Origin of the sequence: Streptomyces sp. NBC_01261, from assembly GCF_036226385.1 — a bacterium.
Classification (GTDB): domain Bacteria; phylum Actinomycetota; class Actinomycetes; order Streptomycetales; family Streptomycetaceae; genus Streptomyces.
This window is the reverse complement of record NZ_CP108463.1, coordinates 6,397,939-6,420,704: the sequence shown is the minus strand read 5'-3', so window position 1 is coordinate 6,420,704 and position 22,766 is coordinate 6,397,939. Positions and strand designations below refer to the sequence as shown.

Annotated in this window: 20 protein-coding genes; 7 read left to right on the top strand and 13 right to left on the bottom strand. The window is 70.3% G+C overall.

Annotation, left to right across the window (positions count from 1 at the left end):
* Positions 1–72: 72 nt before the first annotated feature.
* Positions 73–1,134 carry a GlxA family transcriptional regulator gene (locus OG226_RS28605; RefSeq protein WP_329350451.1) on the top strand — a complete coding sequence of 354 codons (1,062 nt, stop codon included), beginning with the start codon at positions 73–75 and terminating at the stop codon, positions 1,132–1,134.
* 224 nt (positions 1,135–1,358) lie between these two features.
* Here OG226_RS28605 and OG226_RS28600 read toward each other — a convergent pair whose 3' ends face one another.
* The 3 genes from OG226_RS28600 to OG226_RS28590 all read right to left on the bottom strand — a co-directional run bounded on the left by OG226_RS28600 (position 1,359) and on the right by OG226_RS28590 (position 4,584).
* Complete coding sequence (locus tag OG226_RS28600) at positions 1,359–2,408, bottom strand: Zn-dependent alcohol dehydrogenase (RefSeq protein ID WP_329350450.1); 1,050 nt, start codon at positions 2,406–2,408, stop codon at positions 1,359–1,361.
* Entirely contained in the window at positions 2,408–3,562 is a 1,155-nt protein-coding gene (locus tag OG226_RS28595; protein ID WP_329350449.1) for an acyl-CoA dehydrogenase family protein, read from the bottom strand. Before OG226_RS28595 ends, OG226_RS28600 begins: the two co-directional genes overlap by 1 nt.
* A gap of 110 nt (positions 3,563–3,672) precedes the next feature.
* Complete coding sequence (locus OG226_RS28590) at positions 3,673–4,584, bottom strand: SDR family oxidoreductase (RefSeq protein ID WP_329350448.1); 912 nt, start codon at positions 4,582–4,584, stop codon at positions 3,673–3,675.
* 95 nt (positions 4,585–4,679) lie between these two features.
* On the opposite strand from OG226_RS28590, the gene OG226_RS28585 reads away from it, so the two are divergent.
* On the top strand, positions 4,680–5,627 hold the full coding sequence (locus OG226_RS28585; RefSeq protein WP_328682404.1) for a cyclase family protein: 948 nt from the start codon (positions 4,680–4,682) through the stop codon (positions 5,625–5,627).
* Between the two features lie 338 nt (positions 5,628–5,965).
* Here OG226_RS28585 and OG226_RS28580 read toward each other — a convergent pair whose 3' ends face one another.
* The 4 genes from OG226_RS28580 to OG226_RS28565 form a co-directional block, all read right to left on the bottom strand.
* Positions 5,966–6,436 (bottom strand): ATP-binding protein, encoded by a 471-nt coding sequence (locus tag OG226_RS28580; RefSeq protein ID WP_328686454.1) that lies wholly within the window; start codon positions 6,434–6,436, stop codon positions 5,966–5,968.
* Positions 6,437–6,946: 510 nt separating this feature from the next.
* Positions 6,947–7,849, bottom strand: a complete 903-nt coding sequence (locus OG226_RS28575; protein ID WP_329350447.1) for an acyl-CoA dehydrogenase — start codon at positions 7,847–7,849, stop codon at positions 6,947–6,949.
* A 3-nt stretch (positions 7,850–7,852) separates the two neighbouring features.
* Positions 7,853–8,986, bottom strand: coding sequence for an acyl-CoA dehydrogenase family protein (locus OG226_RS28570; protein ID WP_329350446.1), 1,134 nt, complete (start codon positions 8,984–8,986; stop codon positions 7,853–7,855).
* On the bottom strand, positions 8,986–10,182 hold the full coding sequence (locus OG226_RS28565; protein WP_329350445.1) for an amidohydrolase family protein: 1,197 nt from the start codon (positions 10,180–10,182) through the stop codon (positions 8,986–8,988). Before OG226_RS28565 ends, OG226_RS28570 begins: the two co-directional genes overlap by 1 nt.
* An 85-nt stretch (positions 10,183–10,267) precedes the next feature.
* Here OG226_RS28565 and OG226_RS28560 point away from each other — a divergent pair, with 85 nt between their 5' ends.
* Positions 10,268–11,785 carry a class I adenylate-forming enzyme family protein gene (locus tag OG226_RS28560; RefSeq protein ID WP_329350444.1) on the top strand — a complete coding sequence of 506 codons (1,518 nt, stop codon included), beginning with the start codon at positions 10,268–10,270 and terminating at the stop codon, positions 11,783–11,785.
* Here OG226_RS28560 and OG226_RS28555 read toward each other — a convergent pair.
* Positions 11,764–12,276, bottom strand: coding sequence for an EF-hand domain-containing protein (locus OG226_RS28555; RefSeq protein WP_328682393.1), 513 nt, complete (start codon positions 12,274–12,276; stop codon positions 11,764–11,766). The two genes, OG226_RS28560 and OG226_RS28555, sit on opposite strands and share 22 nt — an antisense overlap.
* A 122-nt stretch (positions 12,277–12,398) precedes the next feature.
* Complete coding sequence (locus OG226_RS28550; protein WP_328682391.1) at positions 12,399–12,788, bottom strand: STAS domain-containing protein; 390 nt, start codon at positions 12,786–12,788, stop codon at positions 12,399–12,401.
* A gap of 321 nt (positions 12,789–13,109) precedes the next feature.
* On the opposite strand from OG226_RS28550, the gene OG226_RS28545 reads away from it, so the two are divergent.
* Both OG226_RS28545 and OG226_RS28540 read left to right on the top strand, forming a co-directional pair.
* Positions 13,110–13,682, top strand: coding sequence for a sigma-70 family RNA polymerase sigma factor (locus OG226_RS28545; RefSeq protein ID WP_328682389.1), 573 nt, complete (start codon positions 13,110–13,112; stop codon positions 13,680–13,682).
* Between the two features lie 215 nt (positions 13,683–13,897).
* Positions 13,898–15,217, top strand: coding sequence for a zf-HC2 domain-containing protein (locus OG226_RS28540; protein ID WP_328686453.1), 1,320 nt, complete (start codon positions 13,898–13,900; stop codon positions 15,215–15,217).
* Between the two features lie 234 nt (positions 15,218–15,451).
* On the opposite strand, the gene purU is transcribed toward OG226_RS28540, so the two are convergent.
* A complete protein-coding gene (purU, locus tag OG226_RS28535; protein WP_328682388.1) occupies positions 15,452–16,333 on the bottom strand; it encodes a formyltetrahydrofolate deformylase in 882 nt (293 codons plus the stop codon).
* 90 nt (positions 16,334–16,423) lie between these two features.
* Positions 16,424–16,924: an SCO4402 family protein gene (locus OG226_RS28530; RefSeq protein ID WP_026150474.1), complete on the bottom strand. Its 501-nt coding sequence runs from the start codon at positions 16,922–16,924 to the stop codon at positions 16,424–16,426.
* A gap of 117 nt (positions 16,925–17,041) precedes the next feature.
* Between OG226_RS28530 and OG226_RS28525 the strand changes: the two genes are divergently transcribed.
* On the top strand, positions 17,042–18,352 hold the full coding sequence (locus tag OG226_RS28525) for an ABC transporter substrate-binding protein (protein ID WP_328682383.1): 1,311 nt from the start codon (positions 17,042–17,044) through the stop codon (positions 18,350–18,352).
* Between the two features lie 31 nt (positions 18,353–18,383).
* Here OG226_RS28525 and OG226_RS28520 read toward each other — a convergent pair whose 3' ends face one another.
* Together OG226_RS28520 and OG226_RS28515 are read right to left on the bottom strand one after the other, a co-directional pair.
* Entirely contained in the window at positions 18,384–20,192 is a 1,809-nt protein-coding gene (locus OG226_RS28520) for a hypothetical protein (protein WP_328682381.1), read from the bottom strand.
* Positions 20,193–20,392: 200 nt separating this feature from the next.
* Positions 20,393–21,778: a transcriptional regulator gene (locus OG226_RS28515; RefSeq protein WP_327403259.1), complete on the bottom strand. Its 1,386-nt coding sequence runs from the start codon at positions 21,776–21,778 to the stop codon at positions 20,393–20,395.
* A gap of 256 nt (positions 21,779–22,034) precedes the next feature.
* Here OG226_RS28515 and OG226_RS28510 point away from each other — a divergent pair, with 256 nt between their 5' ends.
* The gene (locus OG226_RS28510) at positions 22,035–22,697 is read left to right on the top strand and encodes a bifunctional DNA primase/polymerase (RefSeq protein WP_327403258.1); all 663 of its coding nucleotides are present in this window, start codon (positions 22,035–22,037) and stop codon (positions 22,695–22,697) included.
* Positions 22,698–22,766 lie beyond the last annotated feature (69 nt).

Below are 22,766 nucleotides of genomic sequence, written 5' to 3'. Positions count from 1 at the left end.
CGGCATCCCACCCCTCCCGAGCCACTGGCCCGAAGGACAGCATTCGCTAGAATCGGGCCATACAATCGAGCCATGGCCACCGCCGGTACCGCCTTCCGCCCCCACCGCGTCGTCGTCCTCGCCCTCGACGGCCTCCTCCCCTTCGAGCTGGGCATCCCGCACCGCATCTTCGGCCGCCCCAGGGACACCGAGGGACGGCTGCTGTACGAGGTCGTCACCTGCTCGGTCCGCCCGCCCGGCCCGGTCGACACCGACGCCGACTTCGCCATCCACGTCCCGAACGGCCCGGAGGCCCTCGCCACCGCCGACACCGTGATCGTCCCGGCGTCGTACGAACTCGGCCCGGTCTTCGAGGAGGGCGTCCTCACCCCCGAACTCGCCGCCGCCCTCGCCCACATCCGCCCCGGCACCCGCCTCGCCTCCATCTGCACCGGCGTCTACGTCCTCGCCGCCGCCGGTCTCCTCGACGGCCGCCCCGCCACCACGCACTGGGCCGACGCCGAGCGCTTCCAGGAACTGTTCCCGCAGATCGAGGTCGACGCGGACGTCCTGTTCATCGACGACGGCGACGTCCTCACCTCCGCCGGTGTCGCCGCCGGCATCGACCTGTGCCTGCACATGGTCCGCCGCGACCACGGCACCGCGGTCGCCAACGACGTCGCCCGCCGCACGGTCGTACCGCCCCATCGCGACGGCGGCCAGGCGCAGTACATCCACCGCCCGGTCCCCGACCCGCAGGTGGCGACCACGACCGCCGCCCGCACCTGGGCCCTGGCCCGCCTCCACGAGCCCCTCCAGCTCCGGGACATGGCCGAGCAGGAGGCGATGTCGGTCCGCACCTTCACCCGCCGCTTCCGCGAGGAGGTCGGCATCAGCCCCGGCCAGTGGCTCACCCAACAACGCGTCGAACGAGCCCGCCACCTCCTCGAATCCACCGACCTCTCCATGGACCAGGTCGCCACGGACGCCGGCTTCGGCACAGCCCAGTCAATGCGCCAGCACCTGCAAACAGCCCTCGGAGTCACCCCCACCGGCTACCGCCGCACCTTCCGAACGGGGACGACGGCTACGACGGGAACAGCAAGGGTCAACACCGACTCCGCGCGCTACGGCACGGTCGACGCACTCAACTGACCGGTCGCTACGGCACGTTGACCAGGGCCGGCGGCGCCATGGCCACCGGCATCCGGCATCCGGGCACCGATGGCGGTGCAGGCCCAGGTCAGGACCTGTCGGGAGACCACATCGCGGTAAGTCATGCCAAAACGCTACGGGTCGGGGCCGACAACGCCCCACGAATTTCCCACGCCTGTGGATAACTCCAGCCATGCAACCGTCAAGCACGCCCTACGCCGCCGTCAGAACGTCAGCACCCCCCGCGCCACCCGCCCCGCCTCCGCGTCCCCCGCCGCCTTCTCGAAGTCCTCGACGGGATACGTCTCGGTCACCAACTCGTCGAGCAGCAAACGCCCTTCGCGATACAGCTGGGCATACAGCGCGATGTCCCGCTGCGGTCGCGACGACCCGTACCGGCACCCGAGAATCGACTTGTCCAAGTACATGGACGAGACGAGGAAGGACGCCTCGGCGGTAGCCGACGGCACCCCGAGCAACACCGCCTGCCCGTGCCGGTCCAGCAGATCCACCGCCTGCCGAATCAACTCCACCCGTCCCACGCACTCAAAGGCGTGGTCGGCCCCGTTCGGCAGGATCTCCCGCACACCCTCAGCCGACGTCAGGAAGTGAGTGGCCCCGAACTGCCGAGCCACCCCCTCCTTCCCGGGATTCGCGTCCACCGCGACGATCGTCAACGCCCCCGCGATCCGCGCCCCTTGAAGAACATTGAGCCCAATGCCACCCGTCCCGATCACGACGACACTGTCCCCGAGACCGACCCGCGCCCGATTGAGCACAGCACCGACCCCGGTCAACACCCCGCACCCGATGAGCGCGGCGGACGGCATCGGAATGTCCTTCGGGATCCGCACGGCCTGCACGGCCTTGACCACGGTCCGCTCGGCGAAGGCGGAGTTGGAAGCGAACTGGTACACCGGCTGCCCGCCCCGCGTGAACGGCTTCCCCGGCCGCCCGATGGCCTGCCGGCACATGGTCGGCCGCCCCCGGTCGCACTCGGCGCAGGTACCGCAGTTGGCGAGCGTGGAAAGAGCCACATGATCCCCGGGCCCGACATGGGTGACGCCCGCACCCACGGCCTCCACGACCCCCGCACCCTCATGCCCCAACACCACGGGAACGGGAAAAGGTATGGTCCCGTCCACCACAGACAGATCGCTGTGGCACAACCCGGCCGCCGAGATCGCGACCAGCACCTCCCCGGGCCCCGGTTCCCGGACCTCCAGATCGTCCACGACCTGGATCTGCTTGCCGTCGAAGACCACACCGCGCATCAGACGACCCCCTTGGGTTCCCTGGGCAGACCGAGCACCCGCTCGGCGATGATCGTGCGCTGAACCTGGTCCGAGCCGCCGTAGATCGTGTCGGCCCGCGAAAAGAGGAACTGGTGCTGGAACAGGTCGAGTTCGTACGACAGCGACGGCGTCCAGTCCACCGGCCCGACCGCCGCCGCGGCCCCCCGCACCTGCATCGCCAGCTCCCCGAGCCGCTGATGCCACCCGCCCCACAACAGCTTGGCCACACTGGGCGCGCCCGCATCGCCGACCCGGCCGAGGGTCCGCAGGGCGTTCCACCGCATGGCCTTCAACTCGGCCCACTGCCGCACGAGTCGATCGCGTACGACGGGATCACCAACGGCCCCCGAGGCAACGGCGGCCTCGACGACCCGCCCCAACTCCCGTGCGAACCCGATCTGTTGGGCCAGGGTCGACACCCCCCGCTCGAACCCGAGCAGGCTCATGGCGACCTGCCACCCCTCCCCCTCGCCCCCGACCACATGCTCGGGACGCACGCGTGCCCCGTCAAAAAACACCTCGTTGAACTCACTGGTCCCGGTCAACTGCCGTATGGGCCGCACCTCGACACACCCCGGCTGATCCATCGACACCAGCAGAAAACTCAACCCCCGATGCCGCCGAGACCCCACCTCGGTCCGAGCCAGCACAAAACACCAGTCGGCCTCATGGGCGAGCGAGGTCCAAATCTTCTGCCCGGTGACCCGATAGGACCCGTCCCCCGCATCCCGCACGGCAGCGGTCCGCACCCCGGCGAGATCGGACCCGGCCCCGGGCTCGCTGTACCCCTGGCACCAGAGTTCGTCGCCCGCAGCGACAGCAGGCAGGAAACGGGACTTCTGCTCGTCGCTCCCATGCGCGATGAGCGTGGGAGCCAGCAGGTTCTCCCCGATATGCCCGGACCGAGGCGGCGCATCCGACCGCGCATACTCCTCGGCCCACGCAACCTGTTGAGTGAGGGTGGCACTGCGATTCCCGTAGCCGGACTCGGGCCAACCCAGCCCGATCCACCCGCTCTTGCCAAGCGCCCGTTCCCACGCACGCCGATCCTGACCTGCCTCAGCATGCGCAAGAAGCCAGGCCCGGGCCTCAGCCCGAAACACTTCATCTTCGGCAGCGAATCCAAATTCCACAGGGGGCTCCCTAAGAACACCGTTCAGGTCAGCTACTCAAGGGGCGCGGGGAACGGCGCGACCAGCCACAACAGGCCCGCACCCGCCCAACAACCGAACCGCCCACCCCACTAGGCGTTAGGTCGACTCCCATCCCGCGCAGCCCGCTCCATCTCCTGCAACCGAGAAAGCATCGGCATCGGATCCACCCCAACAGACCCCGGCAGAAACTCAGCGATCTTCTCGGCCGTCCACCCGCCGGAGGCATACGCCGCCCTCAGCTCGCGCGGCTGCGCCCAAACAGCGATCTTCGGCCCAGCGACGGTATAGACCTGCCCGGTAATCCCCTGCTCCCGAGCCGAGTCCGACAACAGATAAACAACCAGCGCCGCAACGTCCTCCGGCGACCCGATCTCCGCCAACTCCATGGGAACATTCGCGGACATCCGCGTACGAGCAACGGGCGCCACCGCGTTGGCGGTGACCCCGTACTTGTTCAGGCCCAGCGCAGCGCTCCGCACCAGCGAAATGATCCCACCCTTGGCCGCACTGTAATTGGCCTGCGAAACCGACCCTTGATGATTCCCGCTGGTGAACCCGATCAAGGTCCCGGCCCGCTGCTTCCGCATCACGGCCGAAGCCGCCCGAAACACAGTGAACGTCCCCTTCAGATGAGTGGCGAGAACGGGATCCCACTCCTCCTCGGACATATTGAAAAGCATCCGCTCCCGAAGAATCCCGGCGACGCACACCACCCCGTCGATCCGCCCGAACGAAGACACCGCGACATCGACAACCCGCTGCCCCCCAGCCATCGTCGAGATGTCGTCGGCAACGGCAACGGCCTCCCCACCCGCCGCCAGGATCTCCTTGACAACCCCCTCGGCGATCTCGCTCGTGGGCGACGCCCCGTCCATCGAGACCCCGTAGTCGTTGACGACGACCCGCGCCCCCTCGGCGGCGGCCCCCAGCGCGACGGCCCGCCCGATCCCCCGCCCCGCTCCCGTCACGGCGATGACCTTGCCAGCCAAGAAGTTCCCCATGTCCGGCCCCTCCCGCGGTTTCTGACGGTCCGTTAGATTCGACTCAGATTCTACGACCCGTCAGATACCTGAGGACAAGCCCCGGGGAGGCCCCGATGTCACCGCAGACGTCACCGCCGTCACTTGGTCCGGAGTTCCACGACATCGCCAAGCGCGTGAACAACTGGGGCCGTTGGGGGGCGGACGACGAGATCGGCACGCTGAACCTGATCACCGACGAGGTGGTCCGAGCAGCCGCCGCCGAGATCCGCACCGGCCGCCGCATCCCCCTCGCGCTGCCCCTCCAACAGGACGGAGTCCAGACGGGGTTGATCCCCGGCCGGATCAACCCGTTGCACGCGATGGTGCAGATCAACCAGGAACTCTTCGGCCCGGGAACGGTCGCGTGCAGCGACGACACCGTGACGATGGGGCTGCAGGCCGGCACCCACTGGGACGCGCTGACCCACGTCTCGCACTCCGGGAAGCTCTACAACGGCCGCCCGGCCGGCACCGTGACCCCGCACGGCGGCGCCGAGTTCAGCGGCATCGACAAGGCCCGGCACATCGTCTCGCGCGGGGTCCTGCTCGACGTGGCACGCGCGCGTGGGGTCGATCGACTGGAGGGCGGGCACGCCGTCACCCCGGAAGACCTGGAAGCCGCCGAGGAGTTCGCCGGCACGCGGGTCCGCGCGGGCGACATCGTGCTCGTACGGACCGGGCAGGTGCAGGTGTATCTGGCCGGTGACAAGCACGGGTACGGCTATCCGTCACCCGGGCTGTCGGTCCGTACGCCGGAGTGGTTCCACGCGCGGGATGTCGCGGCGGTCGCCAACGACACCCTCACCTTTGAGATATTTCCGCCGGAAAAAGCCGACTTGTGGCTGCCGGTGCACGCTCTCGATCTGGTCGAGATGGGCATGTTGCAGGGCCAGAACTGGAATCTCGAAGAGTTGTCCACAGCCTGTGGACAAGAGAACCGCTACGCGTTCCTCCTGTCGGCGATGCCCGAACCTTTCGTGGGCGCGACGGGAACCCCGGTGGCTCCGATCGCCATCCTCTAGGGCAGTCCGGTTTTGACGAGGGCCGGACTTACGGTCGGATGGCGGCGCGCTGCTGCCCGCCCCGAGCACGGCACCGCGTGCCGCCATCCGACTCCGGCGCCCCGCCCTGATCCCCGGCCCCGAGGGGACCCACGCCGAACGCGACCCACACTCGCCGAGGGCTCCCGTCACCGAAGCCCTCGCCGTCCCCTCGCGGCGAATCGCTGCCCACAAGCGTGACCACATGGTCACGTCGCGTCAACGCCCAGCCGGGCATTTGTTCCGTAAGCACCATTTATCGCAGGGCGCGCACGGAAGCACGGCCCGGCGCATCTCCGCCCGGCACTTGCAGTCAGCACCTACACGGCCTCGTACGCGAAGCCCTCGAACTCGAAGCCCTCGTACGCCGCGACAGCGCCCCCGCACGTGGCCTCCCGGGGTTCGCTGCCCCGGTCGATCTCGCACCAGATGCGCTTGCCGGTGCCCTCGGCGCTCCAGCCCCAGCGGTCGGCGAGGCCGTCCACCAGGGCCAGGCCGCGGCCACCGGTCTCGTCGCCGTCCGCGCAGCGCGGCACGGGCGCCTTGCAGCTGGTGTCGGCCACCTCCAGCCGTACGGTGGCCGACTCGGTCGCCACGTCCGGGAGGGAGAGTCTCAGCACGGCCGGACAGCCGGTGTGCACCACGGCGTTGGTGACCAGCTCGGAGACGAGCAGGATCAGCGTCTCCGCGAGCGGTTCGTCGGCCTCTATCCCGGACCCCGCGAGCCGGGAGCGCGCCCACCGCCGGGCTCGCCCCACCTCAGCGGGGTCGGGCCGGATCTCCAGCTGCACTTGAAGCACCTGCACCGCTCACACCATCCGAACCGGCGGACACTTGGCCTCGCGCCTCACAAGGGCCACGATCGTAGCCATTTCCTGCATGACCAGAACAACGGCCAGAACAAGGGTCACGGAACGTGAATCCCTTGCGAGACAGCATGATTGACGTTCAGTCACCCCAACAAGCGCTTCGGGCATATTCCAGCGCGAAGGAGTACGAGTGCGGGATACTGTGCGACGCTCGCCGCGGGCAGTCGAACAGGCCGGGGTGAATGCCTGTTCTGCCGTACGAGCGGGGGTGCGCATCGCCCGATCCGGAGCCGCCTCACAGGCAACACCGGCATGGCTCGTACCTTGAACCACTCGCATCCCACACAAGGTACCGGAGCCCACAGACGACTCCAGGCCGTGACGAGTCACGCATAGGACACAACCCGATATCAACGCTGCGTGATTTCCGCCGTGCCACGATCCGCGACACCGTTGTCGGGGCCGTCCCGGTCCTCGCAGGCAGTCGCCCCGCTAGGCCGCGCGGGCCAGCAGATCCGCCGCGAGCAGTTCCTCACTCTCCGTGTTCCCACCACCACGCCGAGCGCGCACCCACGCCCGTTTCAGGTGCAGATGAACCTCGGACTCCCAGGTGAAGCCCATCCCGCCATGCACCTGCAGACAGTCCCGCGCCCCCCGCACAGCCGCTTCGTCGGCGAGCAGCCGAGCCGCCGCGATGTCCACCACGTCCCCGGTCACAGCCGCCGCGTAAACGGCGGCCCGCGCCACCTCCACCCGCACCAACGACTGCGCGCACAAATGCTTGACGGCCTGAAACCCCCCGATCGGCTGCCCGAACTGCTCACGCGTCCGGGCGTGTTGCACCGCGAGCCCGCACACCCGCGCGGCCGTCCCGAGCTGCTCGGCGGCGGTGAGAAGAACGGCGACAGGCTCGGTACGCCCCGGAGCCGGCACCCGATGCAACGGCGTCAACGGATCCACCGATCGCAGCGCCACGGCCCCCGAGGCATCCCCGAGCACCACGTCAGCCGCGTCCAACCACTCCACAAACCCATCGTCCACGGCCGCCACGACCACCTCCCCCGCAGCCGCCCCCGGCACGACCCCCGCCGCGAGATGGGTGGCCACCAACGGCCCGGTCACCAACGCCCACCCAAGCTCCTCAAACACCAACACGGCTTCCGGCAACCCGAGTCCGGCTCCCCCGTCCACTTCCGGCAACCGAAGCGAGAACACCCCCAGCTCTCCAAGAGCCCGCCAGAAACCCCGGTCCACAAGGGGCGCGGGGCTGTGTACATCAGCGGCTCCGCCGCGGGGCGCGACCAGCCCCCACGCACCCGCGGCCGACGAACGACCGACCACATCCCGCACAGCAGCCCGCAACGCCTTCTGCTCACCGGTCAGTTGAAACCGCACCGCTCACCGCCCCTTCGGCAACCCCAAAATCCGCTCAGCCACGATGTTCTGCTGAATCTGCGACGTACCGGCCGCGATCGTGTACGACAGCGAGGACAGCCGGTCCAGCACCCAAGGCCGTTCCAGGTCAAGGGAGTCCGGCCCAAGAACGTCGGCCGCGACGTCGTACAGCTCCTGCCGCGCATGCGAATACCGCAGCTTGAAGACCGACCCCCCGACCCCCGGCACTCCCCCACTCGCCTCGGCCGCACTCACGTTCCACTGAGTCAGCCGCCACAACGCCCGGAACTCGGCGTTCAACCGCCCCAGTTGACGCCTGAGCGCCGGATCGTCCCAACGCCCGTTCCGCCGCGCCTCCACCGCCAGCTCACCCAACACGCGCCGACAGGCGACGACCTCTCCCACAAAGGCCGTACCGCGCTCGAACGACAGCGTCACCATCGTCACGCGCCACCCGTCGTTCTCGTCCCCGACCCGATTCCCGACCGGCACCCGCACCTCGTCGAGAAACACCTCGGCGAACTCCGCGGACCCGGCCAGCGTCCGCAACGGCCGTACGGTGATCCCCGCCGCGTCCATCGGCATCGCGAGCCAGCTGATCCCCCGATGCTTGGGTGCCGACGGGTCCGTCCGGACCAACAGCTCGCACCAGTCGGCGACTTCCGCGTGCGAGGTCCAGATCTTGGAACCGCTCACTACGTAGTCGTCGCCGTCCCGCCACGCGCGCGTGCGCAACGCCGCGAGGTCGGACCCGGCGTCCGGTTCGCTGAACCCCTGGCACCACACCTCGTCACCGCGCAGCACCGGCGGCAGCCACCGCTCCCGCTGCTCGGCCGTGCCCTCCGCGGCGATCGTCGGCCCGGCGTGCAGCAGCCCGACGAAATTGGCCCCTACGTAGGGCGCGCCCGCCTTCTCCGTCTCCTCCAGGAAGATCAGCCGGGTGGTCGGGGACGCGCCCCAGTGCACGTCGGCGTACCCGGCGTCGTACAACATCCGCTGCCAGCCGAGGTCGTAGGCGCGACGGCCGGGCCAGTCGTCCGGTGACGGCTTCGAGGGCAAGGTGGGGAGCACCTTGCCCAGCCACTCCCTCAGGCGTGCCCGGAACTCGTCCTCCTCGGCCGTGTACGAGAGGTCCATTACCGGTCGAGGTCCAGGCCGAGCATGCGGATCGCGTTGCCCCGCATGAGCTTGTAGACCGTCTCGTCGTCGAGGCCCTTCACATGGTCGAGGGCGACCTCCTTGGTGTGCGGGAAGGTCGAGTCGACGTGCGGGTAGTCGGTCTCGAAGGTGGCGTTGTCCCGGCCTACGACGTCCAGGGACGCGACCCCGTGCTTGTCGCGGAAGAAGCAGCAGAACATCTGCCGGTAGTAGTACGTCGACGGCGGCTCGGGGATCAGGTCGCGCACCCCGCCCCATGCGCGGTGTTCCTCCCACACGTCGTCGGCGCGCTCCAGGGCGTACGGGATCCAGCCCATCTGCCCTTCGGAGTAGGCGAGTTTGAGGGTCGGGAACTTCACCAGGACGCCGCTGAAGAGGAAGTCCATCATCGAGGCCATGGCGTTGTTGAAGGAGAGCGAGGCCTGTACGGCGGGGGGCGCGTCCGGGGAGGCGGCGGGCATCTGGGAGCTGCTGCCGATGTGCATGTTGACGACCGTCCCGGTCTCCTGGCAGACCGCGAAGAACGGGTCCCAGTAGCCGGAGTGGATGGACGGCAGCCCGAGGTAGGTGGGGATCTCGGAGAAGGTCATCGCGCGGACGCCGCGGGCCGCGTTGCGGCGGATCTCCGCCACGGCCAACTCGACGTCCCACAAGGGGATCAGGCACAGCGGGATGAGCCGGCCGCCGCTGTCGCCGCACCACTCCTCGACCATCCAGTCGTTGTAGGCGCGGACGCAGGCGAGCGCGACCTCCTTGTCGTGGGCCTCGGCGAAGGTCTGGCCGCAGAAGCGCGGGAAGGTCGGGAAGCAGAGCGAGCCCTCGACGTGGTTGAGGTCCATGTCCTTGAGCCGCTCGGCCGGGTCCCAGCAGCCGGGGCGCATCTGTTCGCGGGTGATGCCCTCCAGGGTCATCTCGTCGCGGTCGAAGCCGACGGCGGCGATGTTGCGCTTGTACGGGAACTTGAGGTCCTCGTAGATCCACCAGTCGGTGGGCGGGCCGTCCGGGTCCATCGTGATCTGGTACTTGCCCGCCACGTAGGCGAGTTCGCCGATTCCGGCGGTGAGCGGCTGGGGGCCGCGCTCGCGGTACTTCTTCGGCAGCCAGGTCTCGAAGAGGTGCGCGGGTTCGATCACGTGGTCGTCGACGCTGATGATGCGGGGCAGTTCGGTGGTCATGGGTTCCCCTCCGCAGGGACGGCACTTATCTGATGACCCGTCAGATAGCATGTCACCTGACGAGTCGTCAGCCAAGGAGGGGACCATGAACGAGACGGCGTACTCCCTGAGTTCCTCCCGAACCCTGTGGGAACTGGTCGCCCGCCGCGCCGACTTGACCCCCGACCGCCCGGTCCTCCTCCAGGACGACCGGGCCCTGAGCTTCGGCGAGTTGCGCGACCGGTCGGAGCGTGTGGCGGCGGGCCTGTACGGCATGGGCGTGCGCCCCGGCACGGTCGTCGCCTGGCAGCTGCCCACCCGCGTCGAGACGGCCCTGCTCTCCTTCGCGCTGGCCCGCCTGGGCGCCGTACAGACGCCGGTGATCCCCTTCTACCGGGACCGCGAAGTCGGTTTCGCGCTACGGGAGTCGAAGGCGGAGTACTTCGCGGTGCCGGGCGTCTGGCGCGGCTTCGACTACGGGGAGATGGCACGGCGGCTCGGCGCGAAGGGCATCTTCGAGGCGTACGACAGCGCTCAACTCCCGGACGGCGACCCGGCGTCGCTCCCCGCGCCGCCCGCCGACGGCACCTCGGTCCGCTGGATCTACTGGACCTCCGGCACCACCTCCGACCCCAAAGGCGTGCTGCACACGGACCGTTCGCTGATCGCGGGCGGCTCCTGCCTGGCACACGCGCTGCGTCTCACGGCGGACGACGTGGGCTCGATGGCCTTCCCGTACGCGCACATAGCGGGGCCCGACTACACGGTGATGCTGCTGCTGTACGGCTTCCCGGCGGTGATGTTCGAGCAGTTCGCGCTGCCGGACGCGCTGGAGGGGTACCGCAAGCACGGGGTGACGGTGGCCGGCGGGTCAACCGCCTTCTATTCCATGTTCCTTGCCGAACAGCGCAAGCAACCCGGCCAGAAGGTGATTCCCTCGCTACGGCTGCTCGCGGGCGGCGGCGCTCCCAAGCCGCCGGAGGTCTACCACTCCGTCGTCCGGGAGATGGGGGTCCAGCTCACCCACGGCTACGGCATGACCGAGGTGCCGATGATCACGATGGGGGCGCCCGACGACACCGTGGAAAATCTGGCGACGACCGAGGGGCGCCCGCCGGAGGGGATGGAGATACGGATCGCGGCGGGCGGGGAGGTGCGGTTGCGCGGGGAGGCCGTGTGTCAGGGGTACTTGGACCCGGCGCAGACCGCGGAGGCGTTCGACGCGGACGGTTTTCTGCGTACCGGGGATCTGGGGGAAGTCACCTCGACCGGGCATCTGATTCTCACCGGGCGGCTGAAGGACGTGATCATCCGCAAGGGGGAGAACATCTCGGCGAAGGAGATCGAGGATCTGCTGGCCGCGCATCCGGGCGTCGGGGACGTGGCCGTCGTCGGGCTGCCGGACGCGGAGCGCGGGGAGCGGGTGTGCGCGGTGGTCGAACAGCCGCCGGGGGCCGGGGAGTTGACGCTTGCCGCCGTCACGGACTATCTGCGCGCGGAAGGGCTGTCCGTGCACAAGCTGCCGGAGCAGCTGGAGATCGTGGACGCCCTTCCACGCAACGACGCCTTGCGGAAAGTGCTCAAGTACAAGCTGCGGGAGCGCTATTCGGGGACGGTGAAGTAGCGGGAGAAGGAGGAGATGATCTCCGCCTCGCCCACCTTGCCGTCGCTGTCCGTGTCGAGGGCGTCGGCCGCCATGGCGGCGATGTCGTCCGGTACGCCGAGGGCCTTGAGGACGCGCACGGTGTCCGCGATGGTGGCCGAGCCGTCGCCGTCCGGGTCCGCGACGTCGAGGGCCGCGTGCAGGAAGGGGCGGCCGATCTCGGCGAAGCGCTCCGGGTTGTCGCGCAGCCGCTTGACGGCGCCGTTGACGAACTCCTCGCGGCTGACGCGCTGGTCGCCGTCCCGGTCGGCGATGCCGGCCATGCCCTGCCAGAACGCCTCCGCGCCGATGTACAGGGCCTGGCCCTTGTCGGAGCGGGCCGCCGTACCGAACTCCGCGAGCAGCGCCTTGGCCGCCGAGCTGAAGTCCTCCCGGTCGATGAAGCCGTTGCCGTCCTGGTCGAAGGTGGCGAACCGGGCGGCGATCCGTCGCTCGTACTCGGTGCTGACCATGTCTTTCGGGCCGCCTTACTCATGTGGGGGTGCGCTTGGGACGGAGCGTACGACGCCGGGGCGGGTCCGGGAGCGGAAAACGACGCTTGTACCAAGATCGGGGAAACTCCGAAACAACGACGTCACGCCGAGAGGGGGTCCGCCTCGTCCTCGGGCTCGTCCTCTGTGGCCGTCATCACATCGGGGTAGACGTCGAAGAGACGGCGCACACCGAGGGCGCCGAGGACCCGGTTGACGTGCGAGCCGTCGACCGCGCCCTGGGCGGGCAGGACGACGCGCAGGTGGCCCTGGCAGGAGCGGATGAGACGGCGGGAGGCGATCAGCACGCCGACCCCGCTGGAGTCGCAGAACAGCACCTCGGAGAGGTCCAGGACCAGGCTGTGCCGCCCCTCGGCCACCACGTCGTGCACCCGCTGGCGCAGCACCGGCGAGGTCACCAGGTCCAGTTCGCCGGACACGAGGAGTACGGACCAGCCGCCGCGCTCGCCGTCGTTCACTTTGAAGGCCACCATCGCGCCTTTCGCTAGCCGGAACTCCCGGAGACCGTCCGGAAACGGAAGCCGTACCTACGCTTCCTTGCAGCGCGGCTGCCCAGCGGCCGTTCCCTGAAACACGAGGGCAGAAACGGAAACCGTCCGGAAGAGGCTTGTTTTAGTCGCCTTCGATCCTGTTCGATCAGATGTGGGTGGGGTAGGCGCAGATCCGTTACCACTCACGCCGCTTCGGGGGCGTGCAATTGCAGAATGGGGGGTGCGCTGTCAGACGTGCCCACTACATTCGAGGAAACGGTGGGCGCACGCTTGACCCGGGCACGGACACGGTGAGGGGGCCGCATGGCGACGAAGGACGCACCGCCCCGTTGGGACCGCAAGATGCAGCAGCGGCTGGCCCGCGGCGAGGCGGCGGCCCTCGGTGAGCTGTACGACCGCTTCGCCTCCCTCGTGCACTCCCTCGCCCACCGCGTCCTGGGCGACGAGCGCGCCGCCGACGGCATCACCCGCGAGGTCTTCGCCCACGTGTGGGAACACCCCGACGCCTACGACCCCAAGCAGGGCCCCCTGCGTTCCTGGGTGGCCGCGCTGACCCACCGCCTCGCCGTGCAGCGCCTGCGCACCACCGAGACCGTCGCCCTCGCCCACGGCGGCGAGGGCTCCACGGAGGAGCTGGAGCGCACGGTCCGCCGCGCCTCCGTCGCCGCCCGCGCCGACTACATCGTCACGTCCATGCCCGCCCCGCTGCGGGCCGCCCTGGAGCTGGCCTACTTCCAGCGCCGTGACTACCGCCAGACCGCCGTCGACCTCGGCGTCACCGAGGACGAGGCCCGCCGCCGCCTCCGCCTCGGCCTCCAGCTCCTCTCCACCGCCCACGACGCCGGCGTACCGCCGGGAGCGGGGGGTGGCGCGTGAGCGACGCGTGGCGCGAGGACTTCGAGAGGTACGAGGGTCACAAGGGGTACGGCGGAGGGGCCGGGGAAGGTGAGGAGGTCGTGCCGGCGCAGGGTGGGGCGAGCGGGGGTCCGCGTGGACCCGGTGGGCCTGGTGGCTCCGAGGACGGCCCCTCCGCGAACGACGGCTCCGGGAACGGCGGTTCGGTGAACGACGACGGTGACGGCGACGACGGCATGCGCGGTGCGCCGGGCGGGCCGGGTGACGGCGGTTCCGCCAACAGCGGTTCCGTCGGCGGGAGTTCCGGGAACGGAGGTTCCGTAGACCGTGGTGCCGTGAGCGGTGAGGGGGACTCGCCGCGGATTCCCATGCCGCGGGCCTCCGTTGAGGACAGCGGGCGGCCGTTGCCCGAGCTGGACGCGGTCGAGTCCCGGGGCGTGCCGCTGGTGCTGGAGCACCGGGTGCTGAAGGCGCTGCTCGGGGCGTGGGCGCTGGCCGCGTGTTCGGCGGCGGAGACGGCGGCCGTGGAGGAGCACCTCGGCGAGTGCGGGGCCTGTGCGGACGAGGCGCTGCGGCTGCGCGGCGCGGTCGGGCTGCTGCACCCCGTCGAACCCCTGGACCTCGACCCCGGCCTGCGCACCCGGGTACTGAGCGGCTCCTTCGACCGCCGGCCGCCGCGCATTCCGGTACCCGCGTGGGCGGCGCCGTACGACGCCGAGACGGCCCGTCTGGATGCCCTGTTGCAGGACATAGGTGACGCCGAGTGGCACGCGCCCGTGCGGCTGCGGTGGTTCGAGGGCGACGGGCCGACGAGCCGTCGTACGACTGTCGCCGGGGTCATCGCGCATCTGCTGACCGTCGACGGGCTGGTCGCGGCGGCGCTCGGCCTCGACGACCCGCTGACCGGGGAGACCGCGAAGCCCATGACGCCGGCGGCGCGTACCGAGGCGTACTGGAGGTCGTCGCACTTCCCGCCGACCCGGTCCATCCGCTCGCCGTGGCGCGAGCAGAGCCACAACATCGTCCGCACGGTGTCGTTCACCGGCGGCAGCACCGGCAAACTGGCCGTCTCCTACGGCGACTTCGAGCTTCCGCTGCACGATGCGATGCTCGACCGGGCCTTCGAGTGCTGGGTGCACGCGGGGGACATCGCGGAGGCGGTGGACTATCCGTACGATCCGCCGTCCCCGCGTTACCTGAACCGGATGATCGATCTCGCCGCGCGGATGTTGCCGGTGGTGCTGGCGGAGCGGCGGCGGCATGGGCTGGCTTCGCCGTTGAGCGGGCGGCATCTGGTGGGTGCGGGTGAGCCTGGGCGCAGTCTTCGGCTGGAGATCGAGGGGCATGGCGGGGGTGAGTGGTTGATCGCCCTCGACTCGCCCGGCGCGGTGGGCTCCGCCGAGCGGGAGGTCGCCCATATCGCCCTGGACGGGGTCGAGTTCTGCCACCTGGCCGCGGGGCATGTGTCGCCGGAGGAGGCGGCTGCGGGGCAGCTCGGTGACCGGGAGGCGATCCGGGATGTGCTGTTCGCCACGGCGTCGTTGAGCCGGATGTAGGGGTTGGTCGCGGGTTCGTCGGCGGGTGCGGGTGGGTGGGTGGGGGCTGGTCGCGCCGTTCCCCGCGCCTCTCAGGGGGGTTCGGGTTCGTCGACGGGTGCGGGTCGTTCGTGGTTGCTCGCGCAGTTCCTCGCGCCCCTTGAACGCACCGCCCGTTTCGAAGGGGCGCGGGGAACTGCGCGACCAGCCACGGCGCACCCGCAGCCGCTCCCGAATCAGCAACCCCCCGCGCTCCTAGGCGAACACGACAGTCCGGCGCCCGTTCAAGAGGATCCGGCGTTCGGCGTGCCACTTGACCGCTCGCGCCAGCGCCTGGCACTCCACATCGCGCCCGACCGCCACCAACTGGTCCGGCGTGACGTCATGCCCCACCCGCTCGACCTCCTGCTCGATGATCGGCCCCTCGTCGAGGTCGGCGGTGACGTAGTGCGCCGTCGCCCCGATCAGCTTCACACCCCGCAAGTGAGCCTGGTGATACGGCTTCGCGCCCTTGAAGCTCGGCAGGAACGAGTGGTGGATGTTGATGATCCGCCCGCTGAGCGCCTTGCAGAAGTCGTCGGAGAGGACCTGCATGTAGCGCGCGAGGACGACGAGTTCGACGTTTTCCTCGCGGACCAGGTCGAGAACCTGGGCCTCGGCCGCGGCCTTGGTGTCCTTCGTCACCGGGATGTGGTGGAAGGGGATGTGGTACGACTCCACCAGCTCCGCGAAGTCCGTGTGGTTGGACACCACCGCCGCGATCTCCACCGGCAACGCCCCGATCCGCGCCCGGAAGAGCAGGTCGTTCAGACAGTGCCCGAACTTGCTGACCATCAGCACGACCCGCATCCGGTCCGCGGCCCGGTTGATCTGCCAGTCCATGTGGAAGGAGTCACCGATCGCCGCGAAGCTAGCCCGCAGCTTCTCCACCGTCACCGGCGACTCCGCCGAGAAGTGGACGCGCATGAAGAACAGTCCCGTGTCGTGGTCGCCGAACTGCTGGCTGTCCTCGATGTTGCAGCCGGTCATGAAGAGGTAGCTCGACACGGCGTGCACGATGCCCTGTTTGTCGGGGCACGACAGGGTGAGGACGTACTGGTCGGCGGCTGCCGCGGCGGCGGTGGACTGGGCGTTCATGCAGGACAGGGTCCCATACCCCCCTGAACGGAGGCACCGCCGTCCGCCACCTGGGCGCGACACAGCCACGAACCCACCCGCAACCCACCCCTACGCGGACCGCGTGATGATCTGCAGCACCTCAAGCGTCCGCGGCGGCGTGTCCGGATCGTCCCCGTCGCTCACCGCCATCCGGACGTGCGCGTCGCGCGCCGCCCGTACCGCGTCCGGCCACGCCTCGTGGTCGACGTAGACGGAGACGTGGGCGTCCGGGCCGACCTGGTGCATGATCCGCAGGACGCGCAGGACGGCGGTGTCCACGAGGGCCGCCTCCTGGGAGTCGCGGAAGATCGTGCCGACGTACTTCTCGGCGGACCAGTTGTCGAGCCAGGTGTCCTCGACGAGGCGGTAGACGGCGTCGGTGACGTCCCCGTACCCGTCGACACCGGCCAGCCAGACGTTCTGCTGGAACGCCGGATCGGAGAGCATGTGCAGCGCGGAACGCACGTTGCTGCGCCAGCGCCACCAGGGCATGTCGTTCAGTGGCATGCCGCCCATGGTGGAGGAGCGACGGGGGCGACGGGAAGAGTTCTCCGAACCTTGCACGGTCATCGATCGTACGTTCCTCGTCACACACACAGGAACGCCCCCCGTAATTCACCCCGGCGTCACCACTTGTTGACCCGGAGTCACACCCGGGTTTGTGGTGTGGCGGAAGCGTGTCTGTCCATGACAGGCAGGCGACGCAACCGCAGCACCTTCCTCCCCACCCTCACCCGGCCCGTCAGAGCGACCGTCCTGTCGGCGGTGGCTCTGGGGGCATGCGCGTCGCTCGTGGCCGGCTGCGGGGTCGTCCGCGGCGTCACGGGGGGCTCCGGGGACGGCTCGATCACCGTCATGACCTGGGCGCCGTGGGACACCGGCGCGACCAACAAACCGGGCATGCCCGCGATGGCGACGGCGTACGCGAAGTGGATCAACAAGCACGGCGGGATCAACGGCCGCAAACTCAAGGTCCTGACCTGCAACGACCACAACAGCAGCGTGGCCGCCGCGAAGTGCGCCCGGCAGGCCGTGCAGGAGAACGTCGTCGCGGTCGTCGGTTCCTACAGCGAGTTCAGCGACTCGTACTTCGCCCCGCTGGAGGGCGCCGGCATCCCGTACATAGGCGGCTACGGCGTGACGACCGAGGAGTTCACCCGCGCCCTGTCCTACCCCGTCAACGGCGGCCAGCCCGCGCTCCTGGCGGGCCTCGGCAAGGAACTCGGCCCGGCCTGCGGCCCGGTCACCCTCGTACGGCCCGACTCCATCGCCGGCGACGACCTGCCCCCGCTGCTGAACGCCGGGCTCGCCGCGGGCGGCCACGCGGCGGCGACCGACCAGCTCGCGGCCGACGACGCCACCGAGTACTCCAGCCAGTCGACGCGCGCCCTGGAGAGCGCGAGCGGCGGCTCGGGCAAGGAGGGCTGCGTGGTGCCCTCGCTCGGGGACCACACCGACACCTTCATGGACTCCTTCCGGCGCGACCGCCAGGACTATCCCGCGGTGCACGCCGCGACCGTGCTCGGCAGCGTCGACCAGACCGAGATCAACTCGACGGGCGGGCAGTCCGGGCCGTACGAGGGGTCGTACATCACGGGCTGGTACCCGGTCGCGAGCGACGCGCGCTGGGATCCGATGAAGAAGGCCATCAACGAGGTGGCCTTCGGCGACAACCGCATCGACCCCGCGGACGCGGGGGTGCAGACCACCTGGATCGCGTACACCGCGTTCAAGACCGTCGTGAACTCGCTCGGCAGCGGTGACATCACCGCCGACACCGTACGGCGCGCCCTCGACGACGGCGTGAAGGTCAGCACGGGCGGGCTCACGCCGACGCTCCAGTGGAGCCCCCGCGACGACAACCTCGCCTCGGTCGGCCTGGCCCGGCTGGTGAACGCGAACGTGACCCTTCAGGTCGTACGGAAGGGCGTGCTGGTATCCGCGAAGAAAGGCTTCTTCGACATGACCGGGACGCTGGACAGCGCGGACCTCGACTGAGGTCCGCCGAAGTCCGCGCTGTCGTGAGTGCTCAGAGCTGGGTCGGCTGGCGCTGGGTCAGGCCATAGGTCTTCGCGATCGTGTTCCAGAGGGCGGCGGCCTTGCTCTTCTGGTTGCTGGCGACGCCGCTCGCCGCGTTGCCGGCCGCGGTCTGGCCGGTGGTGCGGGCCTGGCCCTTCTTGCAGCCGTGCTTGCCGGCCGCCTGGTCGGCCCAGGTCGCGTAGTGGTTGTCGGCCGACGCGGACGCCTTCCACGCGTTGGTGAGCGCGGTCGTCAGCGCCGCGTTGCCCGGCAGCTTGTCCACCGTCAACTGCGAGAGCTTGGTGACCAGTTCGCCGCGCTGCTTGGCCGCGTCCCGCAGGTCGGAGGCCGAGTCGCCGAGCTTGTCGCAGGCCTTCACATTGCCGACGGCGTTGATCACCGAGGCACGGCTGCTGCCGCTGTCGGCGAGCAACTTGTCCAGGGCGACGGCCTGTTGCTTCGCGGCATCGGTACCCGCCGACGAGGAACCGTCCGTCGCGGCCGAGGTGGCGGCCACCGTCTTGTCGCTGTCGTCGCTCTTGCCGCCGCCCCCGCTGAGCAGCGCCCCCGCGCCGACCCCGAGGATCGCGATACCGACCCCGACCCCGGCGATCAGCGGCACCCGCGAACGGCGCCCGCCCCGACCGCCGTCGTCACCCTGCGCCCCACGCCGGCCGCCGCCGTCCCCGGGCGGGGCGTACGCGGGCTGTGCGTACGACGGCTGCGCGTACGGCGGTTGGGCCTGGCCGTAGCCCTGCTGCCCCGGCTGGCCCTGCTGCTCGGCGCGCGGCGGCTGCTGGAAGCGGGGCATCTGCTGCGTGGACGCGGCGGGCTGCTCGCCTCCGGCGTCGTTGCGGAAGAGGTTGTCGAACTCGGCGGGCGGCTGCCGGTCATCCGGCCCGCCCGGCCGCGCCCCGTACCCGGGAGCGGCACCCTGCGCGGGCACCGGCGGGAGGAACTGCGTGGGCTGCGCGTCGGGGTGTGAGGCCTGCGGCATCGGGCCCGCGGGCATCTCGGGCGGCAGCGCGCCGGGCCCGACGGGCGGGATGTACTGGGTCGCGCCCTCGTCCATCGCGGCCATGCCGGCGGCGGTGACCGGCGGCAGGAACTGGGTGGCGCCCTCGTCACCGGGCACGTTGACCACCGACGGGATGTACTGCGTCGCCCCCTCGTCGGCGGGCGGCAGCGGGGCGCTCGGGAACGCGCTCGCGGCGGCGGGCAGGGGCGCGGAGGACGTCGGCAGGGGCGTGCCGGAACCGGAGGAGCCGAGTCCGTATCCATAGCCCTGGGCATCGGTCCCGTAGCCCTGGCCGGCGGACTGGGATATCGCGGGCGACTGGTCGGACGCGTAGCCCGCGCCGACGTACCCGGCGGCGGGCTCCTGGGCGTATCCCGACGGGTACTCCTGTGCGTACGACTGCTGCTGCACCCCGTAGGCCGCGTGCTGGGCGCTCTCCTGGGGCAGGGCGCCCGGCTGGCCGGGGATGCCGTCCTGGGCGCCCCACGGGGACGGAGCGGGCTGCTCGGGCCCGGCGCCCCACTGCTGCGGTTGCTGTTGCGGCTCGTGTTGCCGCTCGCCCCAGCCCTGGCCCGGCGGCGGGGCCGGGGTCCGGTGCTGGTCGTGCTGGTCCGGGCCCCACGACCCGCCCCAGGACTGGCCACTGGTCGGAGGTGCTGTCGACGGCTGCCCGCCCGACTGCTGGTCACCGCGTCCGCCCGTCATACCCGGCAGGAGGGGTGCGCCTCCGTCGGAGGGCAGCACGATGCCTTCGCGCGCGGGCCGCGCCGAGGGTTCCTCGCCCTGTCCGCTCTGCGTCACCGGGACTCCTACGAATGGGGGACCTACGGGATCGTCGGCTCACGCTACCGGGTACCCCGAGCCCGGTGCCACGCAGCACTGGACCGGACCTGCCATCTTGTGACGCCGGTAACAGTCCCGGGCCCTCATCCGCTCCAAGTGCCGCTGTACGCACTCCTTTCCGCACCGGAGCGGTGTTCACCTGCTGGTCCCCCCGCCGTTCACGCGGCGGCCTGCAACTCCATCCGTGCCCCGAACTCCCTTACCACCGGCTCGTCCCGGTACGGCTCCAGCCGCTGCTGGAAGTCCTCCAGGTACTCGGCGCCCCGGTTGGACCGCAGCGAGCCGAGCAACTCCACTGCTTTCAGGCCCGTGTTGCAGGCCTGCTCGATCTCGCGCTGCTGCACCTGCGCGCTCGCGAGGAGGACGTACCCGATGGCCCGGCGGCGCGCCCGCGACTCCGGGTGCCCGTCCAGGGACTCCTGCGCGGACCGGGCCGCCGCCTCGGCCTGGCCCAGGTCGCGGTGGCAGTGTGCCAACTCGTCGGCGAGATAGGCCTCGTCGAAGTGCGCGATCCACGCCGGGTCGTCCCCGGTCGACGGATCCGCCGCGTCCAGCGCGCTCACCGCGCGCCCCGACGCGAGCTGCGCCGACCGCGCGTCCCCCATGAGGGCGTGCCCGCGCGCCTCCGCCGCGTAGAACATCGCCTCGGCCCGCGGGGTCACGCGCCCACGCGCCCCCTCCTGCGCCGCCCGCGCCAACTGGGCGATCTCACGCGGGTTTCCGAGCTGCGCGGCGAGGTGGCTCATGGACGCGGCGAGCACATAGCCGCCGTAGCCACGGTCCCCCGCCGCCTGCGCGAGGCGCAGCGCCTGGATGTAGTACCGCTGCGCCAGGCCGGGTTGACCCGTGTCGACGGCCATGTAGCCGGCGAGTTCCGTCAACCGGGCGACGGCGGCGAAGAGTTCACGCCCCACGGCCTCCCGGTACGACCCCGCGAGCAGCCCGGAGACGACGCTGTTGAGGTAGTGCACGACGACCGGGCGCACATGCCCGCTGCCGTACTGGTGGTCCAGCTCGCTCAGCGCCTGGGTCATCGCGCGCACGGCCGCCACGTCGGACTGGCCGACACGTGGTCCCGCCGCCCGCGCGACCTGCGAGTCCGGCGAGGAGATCAGCCAGTCGCGGCTCGGCTCGACCAGCGCGGACGCGGCGACCGACGAACCGGACAGGAAGTCCCGGCGCCCCACGTCACTGCGCCACAGCTCACACACCTGCTCGATGGCCCCGAGGACGGTCGGCGAGAACTGCAGGCCCACGCCCGACGCGAGGTTCTTGCCGTTGGCCATGCCGATCTCGTCGATCGTGACCGTACGGCCCAGCTTGCGGCCCAGTGCCTCGGCGATGATCGCCGGAGCCCGCCCGCGCGGCTGCTGCCCCCGCAGCCAACGGGCCACGGACGTCTTGTCGTAGCGCAGGTCGAGACCGTGCTCGGCGCCGCACATGTTGACCCGGCGGGCCAGCCCGGCGTTCGAGCACCCCGCCTCCTGGATGAGCGCCTGCAGCCGTTCGTTCGGCTGCCGCGCGACAAGTGGCCTTGCGGCCATGGCGTACCCCCTGGGAACAACCCCTGAAGCGAAAAGATCCGGCCGTGAAGATCAATGCCCAGCGAACATGGCGAAAATGCGAAGCATGCGAGGAATGCCGGGGTAAAAGCTGGTGCTCGCCCCACACCTGGCTACCCAACTCCCGCTGTCGTTCCTCCCGCGCGCCCCCGCACATGCCTCCATGCGCCCCAGTTGCGGAATCGATGCCCCACCCCCGCGCGCGCTACGCCCGTAACTCCAGGTGGGTGCGGGAGTTGTGTTGGGCGTGGAAGAGACGATCGCGGGCACCGAAGCCGCTCAGATTCCGAAGCAGCGCGGGGAATCGCTGCTGGAGACAGCCGTACGCTACGCCGAGGAGCGCCACTGGGACGTCTTCCCCGGCACCTGGCTGGAAGCCGTCGACGGGGTGCAGCACTGCTCCTGCGGCGACCCCGCGTGCGCCGCACCCGGCGCACACCCGGCGCGTGAGGACTGGGCGACGCAGGCGACGGGCAGTGCGACGGTCGCGCGGCGGATGTGGCAGAAGCAGCCGGCGGCTTCGATCCTGCTGCCCACGGGGCGGACGTTCGACGCGATTTCCGTTCCGGAGAGTTCGGGGTTCCTCGCGCTGGCCCGGATGGAGCGCATGGAGTTGACGCTGGGGCCCGTGACGTTGACGCCGGCGCGGCGGATGGAGTTCTTCGTGCTGCCGGGGGCTTCGGTGAAGGTGCCGGATCTGGTGCGCAGGATCGGGTGGGCGCCCGCGTCCCTTGATCTTGTGGTGCTGGGTGAGGGTGGGTACGTGGCCGCGCCGCCCACTCGGTTCGGGTCTCGGGGGGCTGTGCAGTGGGCTTGTCGGCCGACTGCGGCCAATCGTTGGCTGCCGGATGCGGAGGAGTTGATCTCGCCGCTCGCCTATGCGTGTGGGCGGGATCGGTAGGTCGGCGGGTGCGGGTTCGGTGGGGGCTGGTCGCGCGGTTCCCCGCGCCCCTCAGGTAGGGCCCCTGAC

Excerpts from the sequence above, each read along its gene's own strand:
- OG226_RS28605 (WP_329350451.1), top strand. The coding sequence starts at position 73 with ATGGCCACCGCCGGTACCGCCTTCCGCCCCCACCGCGTCGTCGTCCTC.
- OG226_RS28600 (WP_329350450.1), bottom strand. The coding sequence starts at position 2,408 with ATGCGCGGTGTGGTCTTCGACGGCAAGCAGATCCAGGTCGTGGACGAT.
- OG226_RS28590 (WP_329350448.1), bottom strand. The coding sequence starts at position 4,584 with ATGGGGAACTTCTTGGCTGGCAAGGTCATCGCCGTGACGGGAGCGGGG.
- OG226_RS28585 (WP_328682404.1), top strand. The coding sequence starts at position 4,680 with ATGTCACCGCAGACGTCACCGCCGTCACTTGGTCCGGAGTTCCACGAC.
- OG226_RS28570 (WP_329350446.1), bottom strand. The coding sequence starts at position 8,986 with ATGGACCTCTCGTACACGGCCGAGGAGGACGAGTTCCGGGCACGCCTG.
- OG226_RS28565 (WP_329350445.1), bottom strand. The coding sequence starts at position 10,182 with ATGACCACCGAACTGCCCCGCATCATCAGCGTCGACGACCACGTGATC.
- OG226_RS28560 (WP_329350444.1), top strand. The coding sequence starts at position 10,268 with ATGAACGAGACGGCGTACTCCCTGAGTTCCTCCCGAACCCTGTGGGAA.
- OG226_RS28555 (WP_328682393.1), bottom strand. The coding sequence starts at position 12,276 with ATGGTCAGCACCGAGTACGAGCGACGGATCGCCGCCCGGTTCGCCACC.
- OG226_RS28550 (WP_328682391.1), bottom strand. The coding sequence starts at position 12,788 with ATGGTGGCCTTCAAAGTGAACGACGGCGAGCGCGGCGGCTGGTCCGTA.
- OG226_RS28545 (WP_328682389.1), top strand. The coding sequence starts at position 13,110 with ATGGCGACGAAGGACGCACCGCCCCGTTGGGACCGCAAGATGCAGCAG.
- OG226_RS28540 (WP_328686453.1), top strand. The coding sequence starts at position 13,898 with ATGCGCGGTGCGCCGGGCGGGCCGGGTGACGGCGGTTCCGCCAACAGC.
- purU (WP_328682388.1), bottom strand. The coding sequence starts at position 16,333 with ATGAACGCCCAGTCCACCGCCGCCGCGGCAGCCGCCGACCAGTACGTC.
- OG226_RS28530 (WP_026150474.1), bottom strand. The coding sequence starts at position 16,924 with ATGACCGTGCAAGGTTCGGAGAACTCTTCCCGTCGCCCCCGTCGCTCC.
- OG226_RS28525 (WP_328682383.1), top strand. The coding sequence starts at position 17,042 with ATGACAGGCAGGCGACGCAACCGCAGCACCTTCCTCCCCACCCTCACC.
- OG226_RS28515 (WP_327403259.1), bottom strand. The coding sequence starts at position 21,778 with ATGGCCGCAAGGCCACTTGTCGCGCGGCAGCCGAACGAACGGCTGCAG.